Consider the following 17,677-nt stretch of genomic DNA (forward strand, 5'->3'; position numbering starts at 1 on the left):
CGAAGTCTGCCGGATACCTGTCCGGCGGTGGCCAAGAGGGAACGTCTCAAGGCCACCGCCGGGTGGGGGGTCAGCCGGGTGGGGGGAGGTCGGGTGGGGTGGCTGCAGGTTTTTCGGCCAGGTGGTCCAGGGCCACGCGGATGGCTGTGTCCAGTTGGGGGTCGCGGCCTGCCACGTGGTCTTGGGGGGTGACCACGACTTCGATGTCTGGGTCGACGCCGTGGTTTTCTATGCCCCAGCCGGAGCCTTCCATCCAGGTGGCGTAGCGGGGCTGGGTGACCAGGGTGCCGTCGACCAGGTGGTAGCGCATGTCGATGCCGACTACGCCGCCCCAGGTGCGGGTGCCGACTACCGGGCCGATGCCTAGGGCCTTGATCGCCGCGTTGACGATGTCGCCGTCGGAGCCGGAGAACTCGTCGGCGACCGCCACTACCGGGCCGCGGGGGGCGTCCAGGGGGTAGGTCTCTTCGTAGTAGCCGTCGCGGGCTCGGCCCCAGCCGACGATGCGGCGGCTGAGTTTTTCCACCACCAGTTGGGACAGGTGGCCGCCGCGGTTTTCCCGCAGGTCGACCACGACGCCTTCGCGGCGCATCTCCAGGCGGAGGTCTCGGTGCAGTTGCGCCCAGCCGTTGGCGACCATGTCGGGCACGTGCAGGTAGCCGATGCGGCCGTCGGACGCGGCGTGGACGTGGGCGCGGCGGTCGGCGACCCAGGCCTGGTAGCGCAGCGGCATGTCGTCCAGCAGCGGGACCACGACCACCCGGCGGGTGGCGCCGCCGCCCTTGGGTTCGATGGTCAGCTCCACGGGGCTGCCCGCGGTGCCGACCAGGAGGGGGGCTGGGCCGCGTAAGGGGTCCACTGGCCTGCCGTCGACCGCCACGATGGCGTCGCCGACGCGGGCGCCGACGCCGGGGGCGCGCAGGGGGGAGCGGGCGCGGGGGTCGGAACTCTCCCCGGGCACGATCGCGGTGATCCGCCAGGCGCCGTCGGCGTCGCGGGCGAGGTCGGCGCCGAGGAGGCCGAGCCGACGCTTGTGGTCGGCGCCGCCGCGGGGTGGTGTGACGTAGGCGTGTGAGGTGTTCAGCTCGCCGTGGACCTCCCACAGCAGGTCGACCAGCTCGTCGTGGGAGCCGACCGATTCCACGAGTGGGCGGTAGCGGGTGAGCACGCCCGCCCAGTCGATGCCGTTCATGTCGGCGCGCCAGAAGTGGTCGCGCATGAGGCGGCCGGTCTCGTCGAAGGACTGCCGCCACTCCGCCGCCGGGTCGAGGATGACGCGGACCCGGCTCAGGTCGACGCTGATGTTGTCCTCGGAGCCGTCGTCGGAGTCGGCCTTGCGGTCGGCGGGCAGGACCCGCAGGGAGCGGCCGTCGCGGACGACGATGCGGGTGCCGTCGCCGCTGGTCCACACCTCGTCGAGGCCGTCGACCAGCGTGTCGACCTTGAGTTTGACCAGGTCGTAGCGTTCCAGCACGGAGCGCGGGGCGTCTTCGCCGAGGTCGTCCAGGTCGTCGCCGAGAGAGCCGGTGAGCGGGTCGCGCAGCCACAGCACGCCGCCCTTGGCCGCGCGCAGGCTCGAGTAGCGGGCGGCGGGCACCGGGAAGGCCACCACCCGGTCCTCGATGCCCTCGATGTCGACCGAGGTGCGCGGCGCGCCGTCGTCGCCCGCGTCCTTGTCGTCCGGGTCGCCGAAGGGCCGCCCCTCGCGGACGGGTGCGAAGGGAGACGGGGTCATCGCCGACAGCGGCACCAGGTAGGGCCTGCTGCCGTTGGCGAAGGACAGGTCGAACACGTGCACGTCGTAGATCGGGTCGAAGCTGCGCGTGGACAGGAACGCGATGTGCTTGCCGTCGAGGGTGAACGCGGGGTCGGAGTCGACGAACCGCAGCGGCGTCACGTCGACCACGCTCAGGTCGGTGGTGTTGACCATGCGGATGTGCCGCAGCGGGCTCGGGCCGGGGTGCGACCAGGCCAGCCACAGCGAGTCCGGGGAGAACACCAGGCCGGTCGGGTCCATCTCCTGGACGCGGACGACCTCGCGGACCTCGCCGTCGTCGGCGTCGACCAGCAGCAGCCGCCCGTCGTGGGTGACCACGGCGACCCGGCGGCCGTCGGGTGAGGCCGCCAGCTCCAGCACCCGCCCGAGTTGGCCGCCCGCCACGCGGCGCGGGCTGACGCCGGGCTCGCGGCCCGCGACCGGCGCGAACTCCAGGGCGTCCTCGCCGTCGGCGTCGGTGACCCAGACGACCTGGCCGGTGTCGCCGAGCACCTGCGGCAGCCGGGCGCGGACGCCGGGCTCGACGGCGAGCGCGCGGACCGGGCCGTCGCGGTGGGTCACCCAGTGCACGGTGCCGCGCACCTCGACGGCGCTGGCGCGGCCGGTCTTGTCCGGCCCCACGTCGCCAAGGTGCGCGCGGGCGGTGACCGGGCGGGGCTGCCGGGAGCCGCGCGGCCCGCCCAGGCGCACCTCGACGCGGCGCGGCGCGGCGTCGAGTCCGTCGAGCAGCCACACCTCGCCTGCGCGGTGGTAGACGACGCGGGCGCCGTCTGTGCTGGCGTTGCGCGCGTAGAAGTCCTCGTGCTCGGTGTGTTTGCGCAGGTCCGAGCCGTCGGCGGCGCAGGAGTAGAGGTTGCCGACGCCCTCGTGGTCGGACAGGAACGCGATCCGGTCGCCGACCCACATCGGGTCGACCAGATGTCCGTCCACTTCGGACAGGATGCGGGCGAACTCGCCTGCGCCGTCCGGGTCGACCCAGATCTTGCCAGCGGTGCCGCCCCGGTAGCGCTTCCACCACGCGGGTTCGCGGGAGATCACCGAGCCGAGGACGACCGCGCCGGACGCGGCGATGTCGAGGGCGCCGACCGGCCCATAGGGAAGCTGTTCACTGGGCGTCCCGTCGAGCGGGACAGCGTGCGCCCAACTCGCCCGCAGGGACGAGCGGCCTGCCGTCGTGCGGGCGATCACCCGCCCGCCCGGCGTCCAGCCGAGCACGGCGGTGCGCACGTCGCCCCAGTGCGTGAGCCGTTCGCTGGGGCCGCCGCCCGCTGGGGCGGCGTGCACCTCCGGTTCGACGTCTCGGGTGCTCGTCCAGGCGATCGTGGCGCCGTCCGGGGAGAACCTGGGATTGGTCACCGGAACCTGGTCGGCCGAGAGCCGCCACGCCCGGCCACCATCGGCCGGTGCCAGCCACACGTCGTCTTCCGCGACGAAGGTGATCAGGTCCTCATGCAGGTGGGGGAATCTGAGATAGGCGTCGGTCACCCTGCCAAGTTAGCCATAGCCGCCGACAGGTGCGGCCCTCTCCGGCCGATGATCACCGCGTGGGCCAGTGCGCGCGCCAGGTGGCGTGGTCCATTCGGGCGGAATCGATGCCTTCCGCGCGGGCGGCCGCCTCGGCGGCGCGCACGGCCGCGGCGAAGGCCCTGGCGACCGCGCGCAGGTCGCCCTCGGGGTCGTGGCCCGCGAGTTTCGCCTCGGCGGCCAGCGCGAAGAGCCGGGAGCCGTAATCGTCGCCGTGCGGCAGCAGGTCCGGCGGCAGACCGGCGCGGGCGGTGCGCTGGGTGAGCTTCGCGGCCAGCGCGGCCGCGGGCTGCCCGGTCGCCACACCGTCCACACTGGACTCGCGGCGCTTCTCCCGCTGTTTCAGCTCTTCCCAGCGGTGCTCCTGGCTGGCGGCGTCGCGCACGGCAGGGTCGCCACCGGCGAAGACGTGCGGGTGCCTGCCGACGAGCTTGGCCACCAGGTCGCCAGCCACGTCGTCCACCGAGAACGCCTCGGTGTCGTGCTCCTGCGCGACCCGGGCGTGGAACAGGACCTGCAGCAGCACGTCGCCAAGCTCTTCGCGCAGCGCGACGCGGTCGCCGTCGTCGATGGCCTCAAGCAGCTCGAAGCACTCCTCGACCAGGTACTGCCGCAGCGACTCGTGGGTCTGCTCCGCGTCCCACGGGCACCCGCCCGGGGACCGCAGGGTGTCCATGACCTGCGCCGCGGCCACCAGGCCCGCGCCAGGGGTGCGGTGCACGGGAGCGCCCGCCGCGATCAGCGCGGCGGCGGCCGGGTCGCCGAGATCGTCGGTGACCAGCACGACAGCCGCCGTGGCCGCCTCGTCCAGCAGGTTGTCCGGGACGGGCGCGTCGCCCAGCGCCGGGTCGGCCCCGCCGGTGACGTACACGCGTTTCGCCGCGCGCAGCGGCGCGAGCGCGGTCGCGGGGACCGTCGCGGCGCTCACCAGCACCACGGCGGTCCCGGGGTGCTGGCTCACGGCGCGACGGGGGCGTTCTTGACCGGGATCACCACGCCCTTGGTCTCGCCCTCGCTGGGCGCGACGGTCATCCCGGCCAGGTCCCACAGGCCGTAGCGCGGGCTGATCTTGACGCCCAAGTCGGCCACCGTGGACTGCAGCAGCCGCGGCCCGAGCGCGGTCGACAGGCGCGCGTCCGGCGCCGGGGCCTCGGCGGCGGGCTTGGCCTTGGTGTCGCGCTCGCGGACCAGCGCGACGACCCAGCCCGCGTTCTCATCGCCCGGCTGGAAGGCGACCACGGAGTTGGCCGGTGTGCCGAACAGCGCGCTGTCGGCGATCTCCGGGGCCTGCGCCGGGGAGATCGTCTCGTTCTTGGCCGCCTGCGCGCCGCCCGCGATCTCGGCGTCGAGGATCTTGCCCGCCTGGTCGAGGCCCTGGGCGAGTTCCCTGGCCTTGTCGACGGCCTGCGCGCGCAGCGAACCGGCGCCGCCCGCCCCGCCGGGGGCGATGAGGATGAAGTCGAAGGTCACCGCGAGCGTCGCGGCCTGCGCCTGGCCGATCTTGGTCATCAGCAGGTGGTCGCGGGCGATCGCCTCCGGATCGAAGGCCCGGTTCACCGCCTGCTGCACGAGCGCGGTGGGCGGCACGGTGCCGTCGGTGGGCAGCGGCTCCAGCTCGCGCAGCTGCCGGGCGAGCTCGGTGACGTCCGCGGACTCGACCGTCAGCCGGTGCTTGGCCGCGTACGACTCGATCAGCTCGTGCAGCACCAGCTGGCGCAGCATTCCCCGAGAGAGCAGGTCGAGCTTGCGCTGGTCGGCGAGCGTCCGGGTGGCTGGCTCGATCTCCAGCGCCCGGTCCACCAGCTGCTGGACCCGGTTGACTGCGATGGCCTTGCCGCCCACGATCGCGGCGGCGTTGACCTGACTCGGCCCGGAGGCGCACGCGGTGAGCACGAGCCCGAGCACGGCGAGCAGCGCGAAGAACGGGCCGCGGCGGCGGATGACGGTGGTCACAGTGCCGTAGCCTCTCACAGCCGTGCCGCGATGGTCACGAGCACCCGTTCGGGTTACCCACCGTGTCCGGCGGTCTGCCGCAAGATCCGCGCGAGCAGTTCGCGCAGCACAGCGGTGTCGGCGGGGGCGAGCCGGACCCAGGGCCTGCCGTCCAGTCCCATGGCGCGCAGCAGGGCGTAGCGGCCGTCGCCCGCGACGTCGAACCAGAACAGCAGCGGCCCGCGCGTTCCGTGCGCGGTGACGCCGAGCTGGCCCGCGCGGAGCCTGCGGGCGGCGAGCAGGTCCCGCAGCGCCTCGGCCCGGTCGGCGTCCGCGCCGACCCAGCTCCCGCCCGGCGCGCGGCCGGGGCGGTCGGCGGGCAGCTCGTGGACCACGGACGCGGCGAGCGCGGTGGGCGCCAGGTCGCGAATCAGCACGTCACCGCCCGCGTGCTCGCTCGGGCCGGGCTCCTGCGTCGCGATCACCGCGGCCTTGCCCGCACGGGCGGCGAGCACCCGGTGCGGGGAATCCGAGCCGTCCTCGGCCAGCCAGATCGAGTCCACGGACATCTGCGGGGTGTGCAGCATCCGCAGGGCGGTTTCCAGCTCGGGGTCCATCCGGTCGGCGCGGCCGAGGACCCGCGCCGCCCGTAATCGCTTGCGGACCCGGCTGATGTCGGGATCGGCGCGCTCGACCCGGATGGGATACGGGAACCCGTCGACGTCCAGCCGGTCCCACACGTCGGCGAACTCGTCGGGAGTCAGCGTCCAGCCAAGCTGGGTCGTGTGGATCACGAACGCCGCCCTCCCCTGGGTCCCCGCCTTGCCGGAGTCGCCAGGGGAGTCGCGAGATCGGCACGCAGTGTTACCCGCCTAGCGCACTCCGGCGGTAGCGGGGGCTACCTCTAGGGAAGCGAGGAACTTCGCGCACCAGTCGAGCAGGTCGCGGTCGCGCAGCACCGGGGCGCCGATCCGGCCGCCCGCGGCGCCCTCGGTCGGGCGCGGCACGGTGACGGTGTTCGTGACCGCCTTGTGCACGGCCTTCGGGTGCAGCCGCTTGAGCCGCACCAGCTGCGAGTCGCGCAGCGGGAGCGGGGCGAAGCGGATGTTGCTGCCCTGCGCGACGACCTCGGTGACCCCGTGGCGGCGGCAGGTCTGCCGGAACTCCGCGACCGCGAGCAGGGTGACGACCGGGGTGGGCGGCTCGCCGTAGCGGTCGACCAGCTCTTCGCGCACCGCGTCGAGCGCGGCGGCGTCCGGGGCGGCGGCCAGCTTCCGGTACGCCTCCAGCCGCAGCCGCTCGCCGGGCACGTAGTCGTGCGGGATGTGCGCGTCGACCGGCAGGTCCACCCGCACCTCGGCCAGCTCTTCCTCGTCCTCGGCCCCGGGCGCGCCCGCGTGCCTGCGGAACGCGTCGACGGCCTCTCCGACGAGCCGGATGTAGAGGTCGAACCCGACGCCCGCGATGTGCCCGGACTGCTCGGCGCCGAGGATGTTGCCCGCGCCGCGGATCTCCAGGTCCTTCATCGCCACGGCCATGCCCGCGCCCAGCTCGGTGTTCTGCGCGATCGTGGCGAGCCGGTCGTGGGCGTGCTCGGTCAGCGGCTGCTCGGGCGGGTAAAGGAAGTACGCGTAGCCGCGCTCGCGGGCCCGGCCGACGCGGCCGCGGAGCTGGTGCAGCTGGGCCAGGCCGAGCATGTCGCCGCGCTCGACGATCAGCGTGTTCGCGTTCGAGATGTCCAGGCCGGTCTCCACGATCGTCGTGCAGACCAGCACGTCGTGCTCGCGCTCCCAGAACCCCTGGATGATCTTCTCCAGCCGGTCCTCGTTCATCTGCCCGTGCGCGGTGACGACCCGCGCCTCGGGGACGAGCTCGCGCAGCCTGCGGGCGGCCTTCTCGATGGAGGAAACCCGGTTGTGGACGTAGAAGACCTGCCCGTCGCGCAGCAGCTCGCGGCGGATCGCGGCGGCGACCTGCTTGTCGTCGTACGCGCCGACGTAGGTCAGGATCGGGTGCCGGTCCTCGGGCGGGGTCAGGATGGTCGACATCTCCCGGATGCCCGCCAGCGACATCTCCAGGGTGCGCGGGATCGGGGTCGCGGACATGGTGAGCACGTCGACGTGCGTGCGCAGCGCCTTGATGTGCTCCTTGTGCTCGACGCCGAAGCGCTGCTCCTCGTCCACGATCACCAGGCCGAGGTCCTTGTACCGCAATCCGGTCTGCAACAGCCGGTGCGTGCCGATGACGATGTCCACCGTGCCGTCGGCAAGCCCGGCGATGGTCTGCTCCGACTCGGCGGCGTCGGTGAACCGGGACAGGCCCTTGACGTTCACCGGGAACGAGTGCATCCGGCCGCAGAAGGTGTTGAGGTGCTGCTGGGCGAGCAGGGTCGTGGGGACCAGCACGGCGACCTGCTTGCCGTCCTGCACCGCCTTGAACGCCGCGCGCACGGCGATCTCGGTCTTGCCGTAGCCGACGTCGCCGCAGATCACCCGGTCCATCGGGACGCCGCGCATCATGTCGGACTTGACCTCGTCGATCGCGGCGAGCTGGTCGACGGTCTCGGTGAACGGGAACGCGTCCTCCAGCTCCCGCTGCCACGGGGTGTCCGGGCCGAACGCGTGCCCGGGGGCGGCCTGGCGGGCGGCGTAGAGCTGGACGAGTTCGGCGGCGATCTGCTTGACGGCCTTCTTGGCCTTGGCCTTGGTGTTCTTCCAGTCGGACCCGCCGAGCTTGTTCAGGCTGGGCAGCTCGCCGCCGACGTAGCGGGAGACCTCGTCGAGCTGGTCGGTCGGCACGAACAGGCGGTCGCCGGGCTGGCCGCGCTTGGAGCTGGCGTACTCCAGCACGAGGTACTCACGCGTCGCGCCTGCCACCGTGCGCTGCACCATCTCGACGTAGCGGCCGATGCCGTGCTGCTCGTGCACCACGTAGTCGCCTGCTTTAAGAGCCAGCGGGTCTACCGCGTTGCGCCGCCGCGACGGCATCTTGGTCGACATGTCCTTTGTGGACGTTCCGTGCCTGCCGCCGGTCAGGTCGGTCTCGGTGAGCACGACCAGCGCCGACCCGGGCGCGGCGAACCCGTCCTCGATGGCGCCGCGGACGACGGTGACCATGCCCGCCTTGGGCCGTTCGGTCAGCCCGTCCTCGGCGAACGTGGCCGTGACCTCGGCGTCGGCCAACTGCTCGACGGCCCGCTTCGCGGTGCCCGCGCCGGGCACGACCAGCACCGCGGCCCCGCCCGCCGCGGTGTGCCCGCGCAGGTCGGCGAAGGCGCGTTCAACGTCGCCCCGGTAAGCCTCGACCGGGCGGAGATCGAGGGCGATGGCGGTCTCGTCGGGGCTCGTGAGCTGGGAGAGCGTCCACCACGGGTGGTCGCTGTCGCGGGCGTGCGCGGCGATGTCACCGAGGTCGCGGTAAGCCGACGCGCCCAGGTCGATGGGGGCCTTGCCGCCGCCCGCCGCGGCCATCCACGAGGCCTCCAGGAACTCCTGGCCGGTGCGGACCAGGTCGTGGGCGCGGGTGCGGATCTTCTCGGGGTCGTTGAGCAGGACGTGCGTGCCTGGCGGAAAGACGTCGGTGAGCAGCTGCATCTCGCCGCGGCACAGCGCCGGGATGAGCGCCTCCATGCCCTCGGACGGGATGCCCTCGGCCAGCTTCGCCAGCATCTCGTGCAGGTGCGCGTCGGCCTGGTGCGCCTCGGCCAGCGCGGCGGCCCGCTCCCGCACGTCGTCGGTGAGCAGCAGCTCACGGCAGGGCGGGGCGACGACCTCGCTCAGCTCGCCGGGCAGCGACCGCTGGTCGGCGACGGCGAACGGCCGGATCTCGGTGACCTCGTCGCCCCAGAACTCCACCCGAACGGGGTGCTCCGCGGTCGGCGGGAACAGGTCGACGATGCCGCCGCGCACCGCGAACTCACCCCGCTTCTCCACCATGTCGACCCGCAGGTAAGCCAGGTCGGCGAGCCGGGCGACGACCCCGTCGAAGTCCTGCTCCGCGCCGACCGCGAGCCGCACCGGAGCCAGTTCACCCAGCCCGGGGGCCATCGGCTGGATCAGGCTGCGCACCGTGGCCACGACCACCTTCAGCGGCCCTGCCGGGTGTTCCTCGGGGTGAGCGAGCCTGCGCAGCACCGCCAACCGCCCACCGACGGTGTCCGCCCGCGGCGACAACCGCTCATGCGGCAACGTCTCCCAGGACGGGAAGTCGGCCACCACGTCCCGCCCGAGCAGGTCGCCGAGGACGGAGACCAGGTCGTCGGCCTCCCGCCCGGTGGCCGTGACGGCGAGCACCGGAGTCTTGGCGGCCAACGCGGCCACCACCAGCGGCCGCGCGGCGACCGGCCCCCGCAGTTCCTGGACGGGAGCGCCCGCGGCCTCGATCACGGTGGCGGCGGCGGGATCGTCGAGCAGTGTTTCGAGCAGACCGTGCAGCGGAGCCTTCGACACGATGAGAAGCCAGTCCTTCATGACGGGAGGGAAAAGGCGGACAGACCCCTGCCCGGGACCTTGAGTCCGGAAGGGGTTCTCACCGTCAAGACTACGGCCTGTCCCCGACACTCGTCGCGCCGATAACGTGGCGCCCATGTCCGTCGAACGATGGTCAGCGCTGACCGGGTCGCTGGGCCTGCCCGACACCGGCGGCGCGGCCCTGGTGGCCCGCTGGGAAGAGCCGCACCGCCGCTACCACGACCTCGCCCACCTGCACGCGGTGCTCGACGGGGTTGACCTGCTGGCCGACCACGCCGCCGACCCCGACCTGGCCCGCCTCGCCGCCTGGTACCACGACGCCATCTACCAGGGCCGCGGCGACGACGAAGAGCAAAGCGCCCGCTTGGCCGAGACAGAGCTGACCGCCCTGGGCCTACCCGCCCCCGCCGTGGCGGAGGTAGCCCGCCTGGTCCGCCTCACCAACGGCCACAAAACCACCCCAGGCGACACCAACGGCGAAGTCCTGTGCGACGCGGACCTGGCCATCCTCGCCTCCCCCGCCTACTGGGACTACACCGAAGCCATCCGCGCCGAATACGCCTTCCTCCCCGACGCGGTCTTCCGAGCGGGACGGGCAGCCGTCCTCCAGGGCCTGCTGACCCTCCCCACCCTGTATCGGACCCCGCTCGGCCAGGAACTCTGGGAAGCCCCCGCCCGAGCCAACCTCCACGCGGAACTGACCCGGCTCACCCCCGCGTGATCCTCCTTTCCACGGCCTGGTCCACGGAACGCTCCGAGGCCACGACCCGGCCGACCTCCGCGCTCACGGTAGGCAACTATCAGCACATCAGTAATCCATTTGGCTGGTTCTACCTCGACAAACGAGATTCACCACTCGGCAACCACTAAGTTGGCGTCATGTTGAACGACCACCGAGCCAACCTCCGCCGCCGGATGTTGGGAGACGAGATCCGCCAAGCCCGCGAGCGCGCGAACCTCACCCAGTCCACGCTGGCCAGACGGGTGGGCTGGCCACACTCGAAGCTGTGCCGGGTGGAGACCGGCAAGCTGGGGTGCTCGGAGGTCGAGGCCGCCATCGCCCTGTCCGCCTGCCGCGTGGCGAGGTCCGAGATCGACCGAATCATCGACGCGTTCGTCAAGGACGCCGACGGAGCCTGGATCCGGTCGAACCGCCCCCTGCCGGACCAACTCCGCACCCTTGAGCGGCCCGTTCCGGATCATGCGGTACGAAGACCAGTTTCCGGTGGTCAGCACCGAAACCTTGAATCACACACTGTTCCTGGGCGATCCGACAGATATCGCCGCCTACCAGTTGATTTTGTCTCTGCTGGCACAGAACTCGTTCAGTGACCCCATGCTCCCCCAGCCAAGCTGACGCGAGAGCACGTTCAGCGGCGCCAACGGCAACTGCGTCGAGGCCGGCTTCACCGAGACCGTCGCCGTCCGAGGCTCCAAGAACCCCGAGTCCGGCCACCTGACCGTCACCCCCGCCGCCTGGTCCACTTTCCTGACCCACCACCCCTAGTAGGCACGGCCCGCCCCAACCCCCCTCCCGCGAGGAGAGGTCCCGGCCACCCCAAGTGACCGCACCAGGGACTGCGCACCGCTGATAACCATCGCCATGCCATGACGAACGCCACTACTCTCACAGAGTGAACGCCGACCACGACAGGAAGGAGGCACGCCGATGAAGTCGATCGAAGAAGGCCTGGTCGTTCGTGCCGTCGGCCCTGTGACTGTCGGCAACCGGATTCCCCTGAGTGAACTTGCCCGAATCGCGTCCAACCTCCAGGCGACACTGGAGCGCATCGCGCTCTCCCTGGTTGGCGCGCGACAGCGGCCGGGAAGGCGTCCACCGGAAATCGCGGACGCGGTCCGCTTGGACTTCGTGGGGTTCCGGGACGGTTCGGCCGTGCTCGAACTGAAGCCAGGGGAAAGCACGACACTGGACAACCTGCTCGACATGTCTTTCGCCACGCTGAGCGAAGGCGTCGAACACATCAGGGCGACTGGCGAACAACCGGTTGGCGATGTCGGAGTTCACTTCACCCCGGCCGTGTTGAACGGTCTCGTGACTCTCTGCGGCGGAATCGGACACCGAAGCCTGAGCCACATCGAGTTCATCACCGGAAACACCATTCACTTCACCCTCGATCGCGACATCCAAGCAGCTCTGCGAACCCTTCAGAAGTCAAACGTCGAAACAGAGACCACGATCGTCGGCCGACTGCACATGGGAGACTTCGACCCGCTTTCCCTGCGGTGCCGAATCGACACCAATCTGGGCAGTGTCTCGTGCGACTTCGACATCGACTTCAAAGACGAGGTCTTCACCAGGCTGGACCAACTCGTCATGGCCACCGGTTCAGCCGAGATAGAGCCGGACGGGATCGGCGTTCGTATCATGCACCTCACCGAATTGTCCGTAGTGGACACATCGCGAACACTGTCCTTGGACGAGTTGGCCCGCGAGCAGGGCGTCTCCCCGTTGCGGAGCATCGACCAACTCAGAGGCGAACCGGTGGAAAACTTCGAACTCTTCCTACAAGCGATACGAGCCGCTCGCGGTGACGAATGAAAAAATTCGTCATTGTCGACACAGATGTGTTCTCCAATCTCTGGCAGGGGAAACCGGTGCCAGCCTCGTTCATTGCCGCGATGCGCGATGCCATACCAGTGCTGTGTTTCGCAACGGTCGCCGAGGCGCATTTCGGTGCCGTCAACGCCAACTGGGGAACGAAACGGTTGACTCAGCTGGAAGCCGCGATGCGCACCTACGCTATCGCGCCATACACGCCTGAACTGGCGGCCCTGTGGGGCAGATTGAAGGCGCAAGCCAGGAAGAAAGGCCATCCGCTAGGCGATGCCAGACACACTAACGACCTCTGGATCTGCACTACCGCAATTTTTCATCAGGCACCACTGGTGACCAACAACGTCCGGCACTTCGAGGCAATGCCACAACTGCATCTGGTTGCGAGGTAGCGACTCCCGACCAGCAGGCGGCTCTCGCCGACCAGCGGTGGACTGGCTCGGGGCCAACCACCCTGAATCTGGAGGTCATTCCGGCCACCATTCAGCAGAGGTCCGGCTATGTGCGGTGAGCCGCTAGAAGCGCGGCGGGCGCTTCTCCAGGAAGGCGGTGACGCCCTCCGCGTAGTCGGGGCTGGTGACCGAGTGGGCGTAGAGGGCGTGGGTTTCGTCGTCCTCGTCGGTGCGGCCTGCCAAGATCCAGCCGACGATGGTCTTGGCTCCGTGGATGGTGACCTGGGAGCGGGAGGCCATGAGGTCGGCGAGGTCTTGGGCGCGCTTGGGGAGGGCGTCGGCCGAGTGGAGTTCGTTGACCAGGCCGATGCGCAGGGCGGTGGGGGCATCGAGGATGTCGCCGGTGAACAGGATCTGCTTGGCCCAGGCGGGGCCGACCGCGTCGACCAGTTGCTTGGTCGAGGGGAGGTTGAACACGATGCCCAGCTTGGCCGGGGTGATCCCGAACCGGGCGTCGTCCGTCGCGATCCGCAGGTCGCAGGCCAGGGCGATCTCGCAGCCGCCACCGATGCAGAAGCCGGTGATGGCGGCGATGGTGGGCTTGGGCAGGCCGGTCATGGCCTTGGTCGCGGCCTCCACCGCCTGCCCGTACCGCTGCGCGCCCGCCGCGTCCCGCCGGAGCGTGGAGAACTCGCTGATGTCCGCCCCGGCCGAGAAGTTCTCGGTCCCCCGGATGACCAGCACCCGCACCTCGTCGTCGGCCGCGACCTCGGCCACGATCCCGGGGATCGCCGACCACATCTCGAAGCTCAACGCGTTGCGCTTGGCTGGCCGGTCGATGGTCAGGGTCGCCACGGGCCCGTCGACGCTGAGAACAAGGTGCTCACTCACCGCGTCACCGTAACGGGCAAGCAGCCCCGCACAGCCCTTTCCGAGATTGGCGTCACGCACCCACGCTCCACGGCCGAGTCACTCCAGCGGCGAACCCCACAGCGCGGCTGAGGCAGGCACTGGAACATCACGCGAGCAGCGCACGCACCGTGGCGAGATCATCAGGCACTTGAGAGCGACGACCCTCCAGATCAGCCAGCGCCGAGGCGAAGGCCGAGACGGCGCGTCTGGTGTCGGCGCGGAGGATGTCTCGGGTGGCGGCCGAGTCCAGTTCCGCGAGTTCGCGGATGCGGCTGTCCTTGCGCTGGTAAGCGACCGCGCCCGCCAGGGCCGCGACAGCGGGCACCATCCACGTCCACCCCAGCAGGAAAGCGAGCGCCACCAGCACCACCCCCAGCACCGCCAACCCGACCGCCAGCCGTCGTGGGATCGGGTCGACAGCGCACGCCCGCGCCACCGCCGCCTCGATCGCGCCCGGCACCGGCCCGGTCGCCGTGACGGCCACCTGCCCCCGCCGCGTCCGCACGGCCACCACCTCGGGCAAGCGCTTGCGCCCCTCGTCGGCTAAGGCTTCCGCCGCCGCGGCGATGTCCTTGGCGCAGGCGCGGATGATCAGCCCGCGCCGGTTCGGCCTGCGCACCGCCGCGGCCCGCAGCAGCGCGGCCGGGTCGCCCGCGGGGTCGGACCAGCAGGCGGCCGGGCCGCCCGTGCCCTCGATGACCTGCCGCAGTTCCCGCTCGCGGCGCAGCAGGTCCCGCTCCTGGGCGCTGCCCTCGTCGACCAGTGCCTCCAGCGTCCGCTTGACGGCGGGATCAAGCTCGTCGTACCCCGTCGACGGCACCAACCCGTCCCCCACCCACCGCCGCAACGCCGCGAGCCGGTCGCACGCCAGCCCGACGGCCAGCAACTCCCCCGCGTCGGCCAACTCCCCCACCGCGACATCCCCGCCAGGGCCCGCCACGTCCGCCCGAGCCACACCAGCCAACCCCTCAGCAGCCCCACCCTGCCGTCCCCCATCAGCCGACGCCGCGCCCTGCCCATCTCCGCCAAACACCTCACCGGACGTCGCGACCCCGGCGTCCCCGTTCCGCCGATCCGACTTCTCGGCAACCGCCCCTGACCGCGCCTCCCCACCAGACGGCATCGCCCCCACCGACTCCAGCCGAGCGCCGCCCGCAGCCGCCGAACCGGCGGCAGCACCCCCGACCCCGGCAGCCGCCGCCCCAGCGCCGCCCGCTCCCGGCGAGGTCTCGCCTACCGGGGGCCACCCGGCCACCTCAGCGTGCCGGTCGCCGCCGACCAGTTCCTTGGGCAGGGCGAACGCGGTGTTCGGGTCCGGTGGGATCGTCTCCCGCCACCCGGCGACGGCGGCCTGGCGGTCCGGCTGCGGCAGGCGGGACAGGTAGTCCATCGCGCGCCGCTGGGCCAGCTGCTTGCCGACCACGCCGTAGTGGCCGTCGGCGGCCAGGGTCCACACCGCCCAGACGGACAGGGGCAGCGACGGGGTCAGTTTGGGGAGGGTTTCGGCGATCATGCCGGTGGTGATCGTGTCGCCGCGGCCGACGATGGCGGCGGTGAGGACGTGGAACAGGGTGGCCCGGGTGTGGTCGCGCTCGGCTGCCGACGCGAGGTGGGCGGCGGTGTCCTCCCCCACGACCACCGCCAGCACGGCCCGCAGCGCCGGTGGGAGCCAGTACTGGCCGACGTCGCGCACCGCGTCGACGCGGGGCCTGCCCGCGAACAGCATCCTGGCCTGGTGGCGGACCTCGGCTTCCTCGTCGAAGACCGACAGTTCCTCCCGCACCCCGCTGAGCTCGACGAACGCGTCGAACGCCGCCGACAGCCGGTCGACGCGGTGTTCCAGGGGACCGGCGACCGACGCCAGGTCGGACCGCAGCCGCGCCTGCGCCAGTGAGCCGCGCACCCGCGACAGCTCGCCGCGCAACTCCCGGATGCGGGTGCTCTCCCCGTCCGCGCTCCAGGTCCACGTCGGCCAGTCCCAGGTGGAGTCGCTCATGAGGCCACCTCACCCGTTCGGCGGCCCCCCGCGCCCACGCCCTGTGCTGAGGATTCACTCATCGCTCGCAGGTCCCCCCTCATCCTCGCCACACGGCGCGCAGACATGGTGACCGGCATTCTTGCGGTATGCGCAGCACCTCGTCACGGGTCATGTCGATCATCGTGGTGACCGCGGCCGCGGTGGCCGCGTGTTCGACGTCGGACGGGACGGGTCCGGTGCCATCGGCGGCCGCGCAGGCCCCCGCGCTGAACGTCGAGTTGGTGACCGGCGGGCTGACCCACGGCTGGGATATCGGCTTCCTCCCGGACGGCAAGGTCCTCGTCACGCAGCGCACCGGCGCGATCGCACTGCTGTCATCCGGGCTGCCGGGCGCGACCGTGACCACCCTCAAGGCCGACACGAGCACCGTCCAGGTCCGCGGCGAGGGCGGCCTGATGGGCTTGGTCGTCCACCCCGACTTCGCGACCTCCCGCGAGTTCACGACCTGCCAGACCCAAACCGAGAACGGCGCCCCCGCCGACATCCGACTCGTCACCTGGCGCCTCACCGAGGACGAGACAACGGCCACGCGGGTGAAGGAACTCCTGACCGGCCTGCCACTCGCCGCCAACGGCAGGCATTCCGGCTGCCGCCCCACCCTCGCCGCCGACGGCGCGCTCCTGGTCGGCACCGGCGACAGCGCCCGCGGCGCCGTCCCCCAAGACAAGACGAGCCTGGGCGGCAAAGTGCTGCGCATAGACCTCAAGACGGGCACGCCACTGCCCGACAACCCCACCCCCGGCTCCCCCGTCTTCACCTACGGCCACCGCAACGTGCAAGGCGTCGCCATCCGCCCCGGCACCGGCCAAGTCCTGACCGCGGAACACGGCCCGGACAAAAACGACGAGATCAACCTCCTCGTCCCCGGCGCCAACTACGGCTGGGACCCCTCCCAAGGCGGCACGGTCTCCGGCTACGACGAAAGCGTCCCCATGACCGACTTGGACCGCTTCCCCGACGCCATCCCCGCGAAGTGGGAGTCGGGCGACACCACAGAAGCCATCTGCGCCACCGCTTTCCTCACCGGCCCCCAATGGGGCACTGTGGACGGCGCGCTGGTCGCCACAGCACTCAAGGGCGCGAAGCTACTTCTGTACACATTGGACACAGAAGCGAACGTCACCTCGGTAACCATCCCCCCAGAGTTCGCCGACCAGTACGGCCGCCTCCGCGCCAGCCGCACCGCCCCAGACGGCGCCCTCTACGTCACCACCTCCAACGGCACAGACGACAAACTCCTGCGGATCACCCCAAAGCCCTGAGAACCAACAGGACCAAGCCGATCCACCCACCACATCGCGCCCAGGCAGGCCCACCCACCTGCCAGGCAGCACCAACGCCCGTGCCAAACCGGACCTACGCCCGCCCAGTCCACCCCATCGAGCAAACCCACCCAAACTCCGAATCACGGAAGCCCATCGAGCAAACAGCAAGCAACCAGCCCAGCGACTAACGAGAACCGGGCCGCTCTCGCAGCGAAGGCTTTCCCTCCATGGCCGACAGCCCATTCCACGCCAGGTTCACCAGATGCGCCGCCACCTCGTTCTTCTTCGGCTTGCGCACCTCCAGCCACCACTGCCCCGTCAGCGCCACCATCCCCACCAGCGCCTGGCTGTAGAGCGCAGCCAGCTTCGGCTCATACCCGCGCTTGGCGAACTGCACTCCGAGAATGTGCTCCACCTGGCTCGCGATGTCGTTGAGCAGACTGGAAAACGTCCCCGTCGCCGTGGCAACCGGAGAGTCCCGCACCAGAATCCGGAACCCGTCCGTGGACCCCTCGATGTAGTCCAGCAGCGCCCCAGCCGCGCGCTCCAGCAGCAGTCGGGGATGCGCGTCCTCGGACAGCGCGCGGGTCATGCCGGTCAGCAGGGCCTGCATCTCACGGTCCACAACGACCGCGTAGATGCCTTCCTTGCCGCCGAAGTGCTCGTACACCACCGGTTTGCTCACGTTGGCCCGGTGCGCGATTTCCTCGATGGACGTGCCGTCGAAGCCTTTTTCGGCGAACAGCGCGCGGGCGACGTCCAGCAGTTGCTGTCTGCGCTCCTTGCCCGTCAT

At 71.1% G+C, this 17,677-nt stretch carries 13 protein-coding genes and 2 pseudogenes; 7 read left to right on the forward strand and 8 right to left on the reverse strand.

Translation table 11 applies throughout. The features are described 5' to 3' along the window. Positions 1-70 precede the first annotated feature (70 nt). From BLS56_RS15270 to mfd, 5 genes are all read right to left on the reverse strand, one after another. The gene (locus BLS56_RS15270) at positions 71-3,262 is read right to left on the reverse strand and encodes a S41 family peptidase (protein WP_091450785.1); all 3,192 of its coding nucleotides are present in this window, start codon (positions 3,260-3,262) and stop codon (positions 71-73) included. Positions 3,263-3,314: 52 nt separating this feature from the next. After that, the gene (locus tag BLS56_RS15275; protein ID WP_091450786.1) at positions 3,315-4,262 is read right to left on the reverse strand and encodes a MazG family protein; all 948 of its coding nucleotides are present in this window, start codon (positions 4,260-4,262) and stop codon (positions 3,315-3,317) included. Then, entirely contained in the window at positions 4,259-5,254 is a 996-nt protein-coding gene (locus BLS56_RS15280; protein WP_091450788.1) for a SurA N-terminal domain-containing protein, read from the reverse strand. Before BLS56_RS15280 ends, BLS56_RS15275 begins: the two co-directional genes overlap by 4 nt. A 53-nt stretch (positions 5,255-5,307) precedes the next feature. Further along, a complete protein-coding gene (locus tag BLS56_RS15285) occupies positions 5,308-6,027 on the reverse strand; it encodes an ESX secretion-associated protein EspG (RefSeq protein ID WP_091450790.1) in 720 nt (239 codons plus the stop codon). Between the two features lie 78 nt (positions 6,028-6,105). Beyond that, positions 6,106-9,702 (reverse strand): transcription-repair coupling factor, encoded by a 3,597-nt coding sequence (gene mfd / locus BLS56_RS15290; RefSeq protein WP_175482839.1) that lies wholly within the window; start codon positions 9,700-9,702, stop codon positions 6,106-6,108. Between the two features lie 115 nt (positions 9,703-9,817). Here mfd and BLS56_RS15295 point away from each other — a divergent pair, with 115 nt between their 5' ends. From BLS56_RS15295 to BLS56_RS15315, 6 genes and pseudogenes are all read left to right on the forward strand, one after another. Further along, complete coding sequence (locus tag BLS56_RS15295) at positions 9,818-10,423, forward strand: HD domain-containing protein (protein WP_091450792.1); 606 nt, start codon at positions 9,818-9,820, stop codon at positions 10,421-10,423. A 194-nt stretch (positions 10,424-10,617) separates the two neighbouring features. Further along, positions 10,618-10,791, forward strand: a pseudogene (locus BLS56_RS33015) (helix-turn-helix transcriptional regulator); the annotation flags it as partial. A gap of 112 nt (positions 10,792-10,903) precedes the next feature. Further along, positions 10,904-11,059, forward strand: a complete 156-nt coding sequence (locus BLS56_RS33020; protein WP_407640517.1) for a hypothetical protein — start codon at positions 10,904-10,906, stop codon at positions 11,057-11,059. Positions 11,060-11,071: 12 nt separating this feature from the next. Then, positions 11,072-11,209, forward strand: a pseudogene (locus BLS56_RS32760) (DUF397 domain-containing protein); the annotation flags it as partial. Positions 11,210-11,371: 162 nt separating this feature from the next. Then, positions 11,372-12,262 (forward strand): hypothetical protein, encoded by an 891-nt coding sequence (locus BLS56_RS15310; protein WP_091450796.1) that lies wholly within the window; start codon positions 11,372-11,374, stop codon positions 12,260-12,262. Next, positions 12,259-12,669: a type II toxin-antitoxin system VapC family toxin gene (locus BLS56_RS15315; RefSeq protein WP_091450798.1), complete on the forward strand. Its 411-nt coding sequence runs from the start codon at positions 12,259-12,261 to the stop codon at positions 12,667-12,669. The genes BLS56_RS15310 and BLS56_RS15315 overlap by 4 nt, the downstream gene beginning before the upstream one ends. 123 nt (positions 12,670-12,792) lie before the next feature. Here the strand turns inward: BLS56_RS15315 and BLS56_RS15320 are convergent, their stop codons facing one another. Continuing rightward, positions 12,793-13,560 carry an enoyl-CoA hydratase/isomerase family protein gene (locus BLS56_RS15320; protein ID WP_091450800.1) on the reverse strand — a complete coding sequence of 256 codons (768 nt, stop codon included), beginning with the start codon at positions 13,558-13,560 and terminating at the stop codon, positions 12,793-12,795. A 127-nt stretch (positions 13,561-13,687) separates the two neighbouring features. Beyond that, positions 13,688-15,577: a hypothetical protein gene (locus tag BLS56_RS15325; protein WP_091450802.1), complete on the reverse strand. Its 1,890-nt coding sequence runs from the start codon at positions 15,575-15,577 to the stop codon at positions 13,688-13,690. 128 nt (positions 15,578-15,705) lie between these two features. Between BLS56_RS15325 and BLS56_RS15330 the strand changes: the two genes are divergently transcribed. Then, on the forward strand, positions 15,706-16,881 hold the full coding sequence (locus BLS56_RS15330) for a PQQ-dependent sugar dehydrogenase (RefSeq protein WP_228771653.1): 1,176 nt from the start codon (positions 15,706-15,708) through the stop codon (positions 16,879-16,881). A 187-nt stretch (positions 16,882-17,068) separates the two neighbouring features. Here BLS56_RS15330 and BLS56_RS15335 read toward each other — a convergent pair whose 3' ends face one another. After that, complete coding sequence (locus BLS56_RS15335; protein WP_091450924.1) at positions 17,069-17,677, reverse strand: TetR/AcrR family transcriptional regulator; 609 nt, start codon at positions 17,675-17,677, stop codon at positions 17,069-17,071.

It is taken from the genome of Actinokineospora iranica, from assembly GCF_900101685.1.
Taxonomy (GTDB): Bacteria; Actinomycetota; Actinomycetes; order Mycobacteriales; family Pseudonocardiaceae; genus Actinokineospora; species Actinokineospora iranica.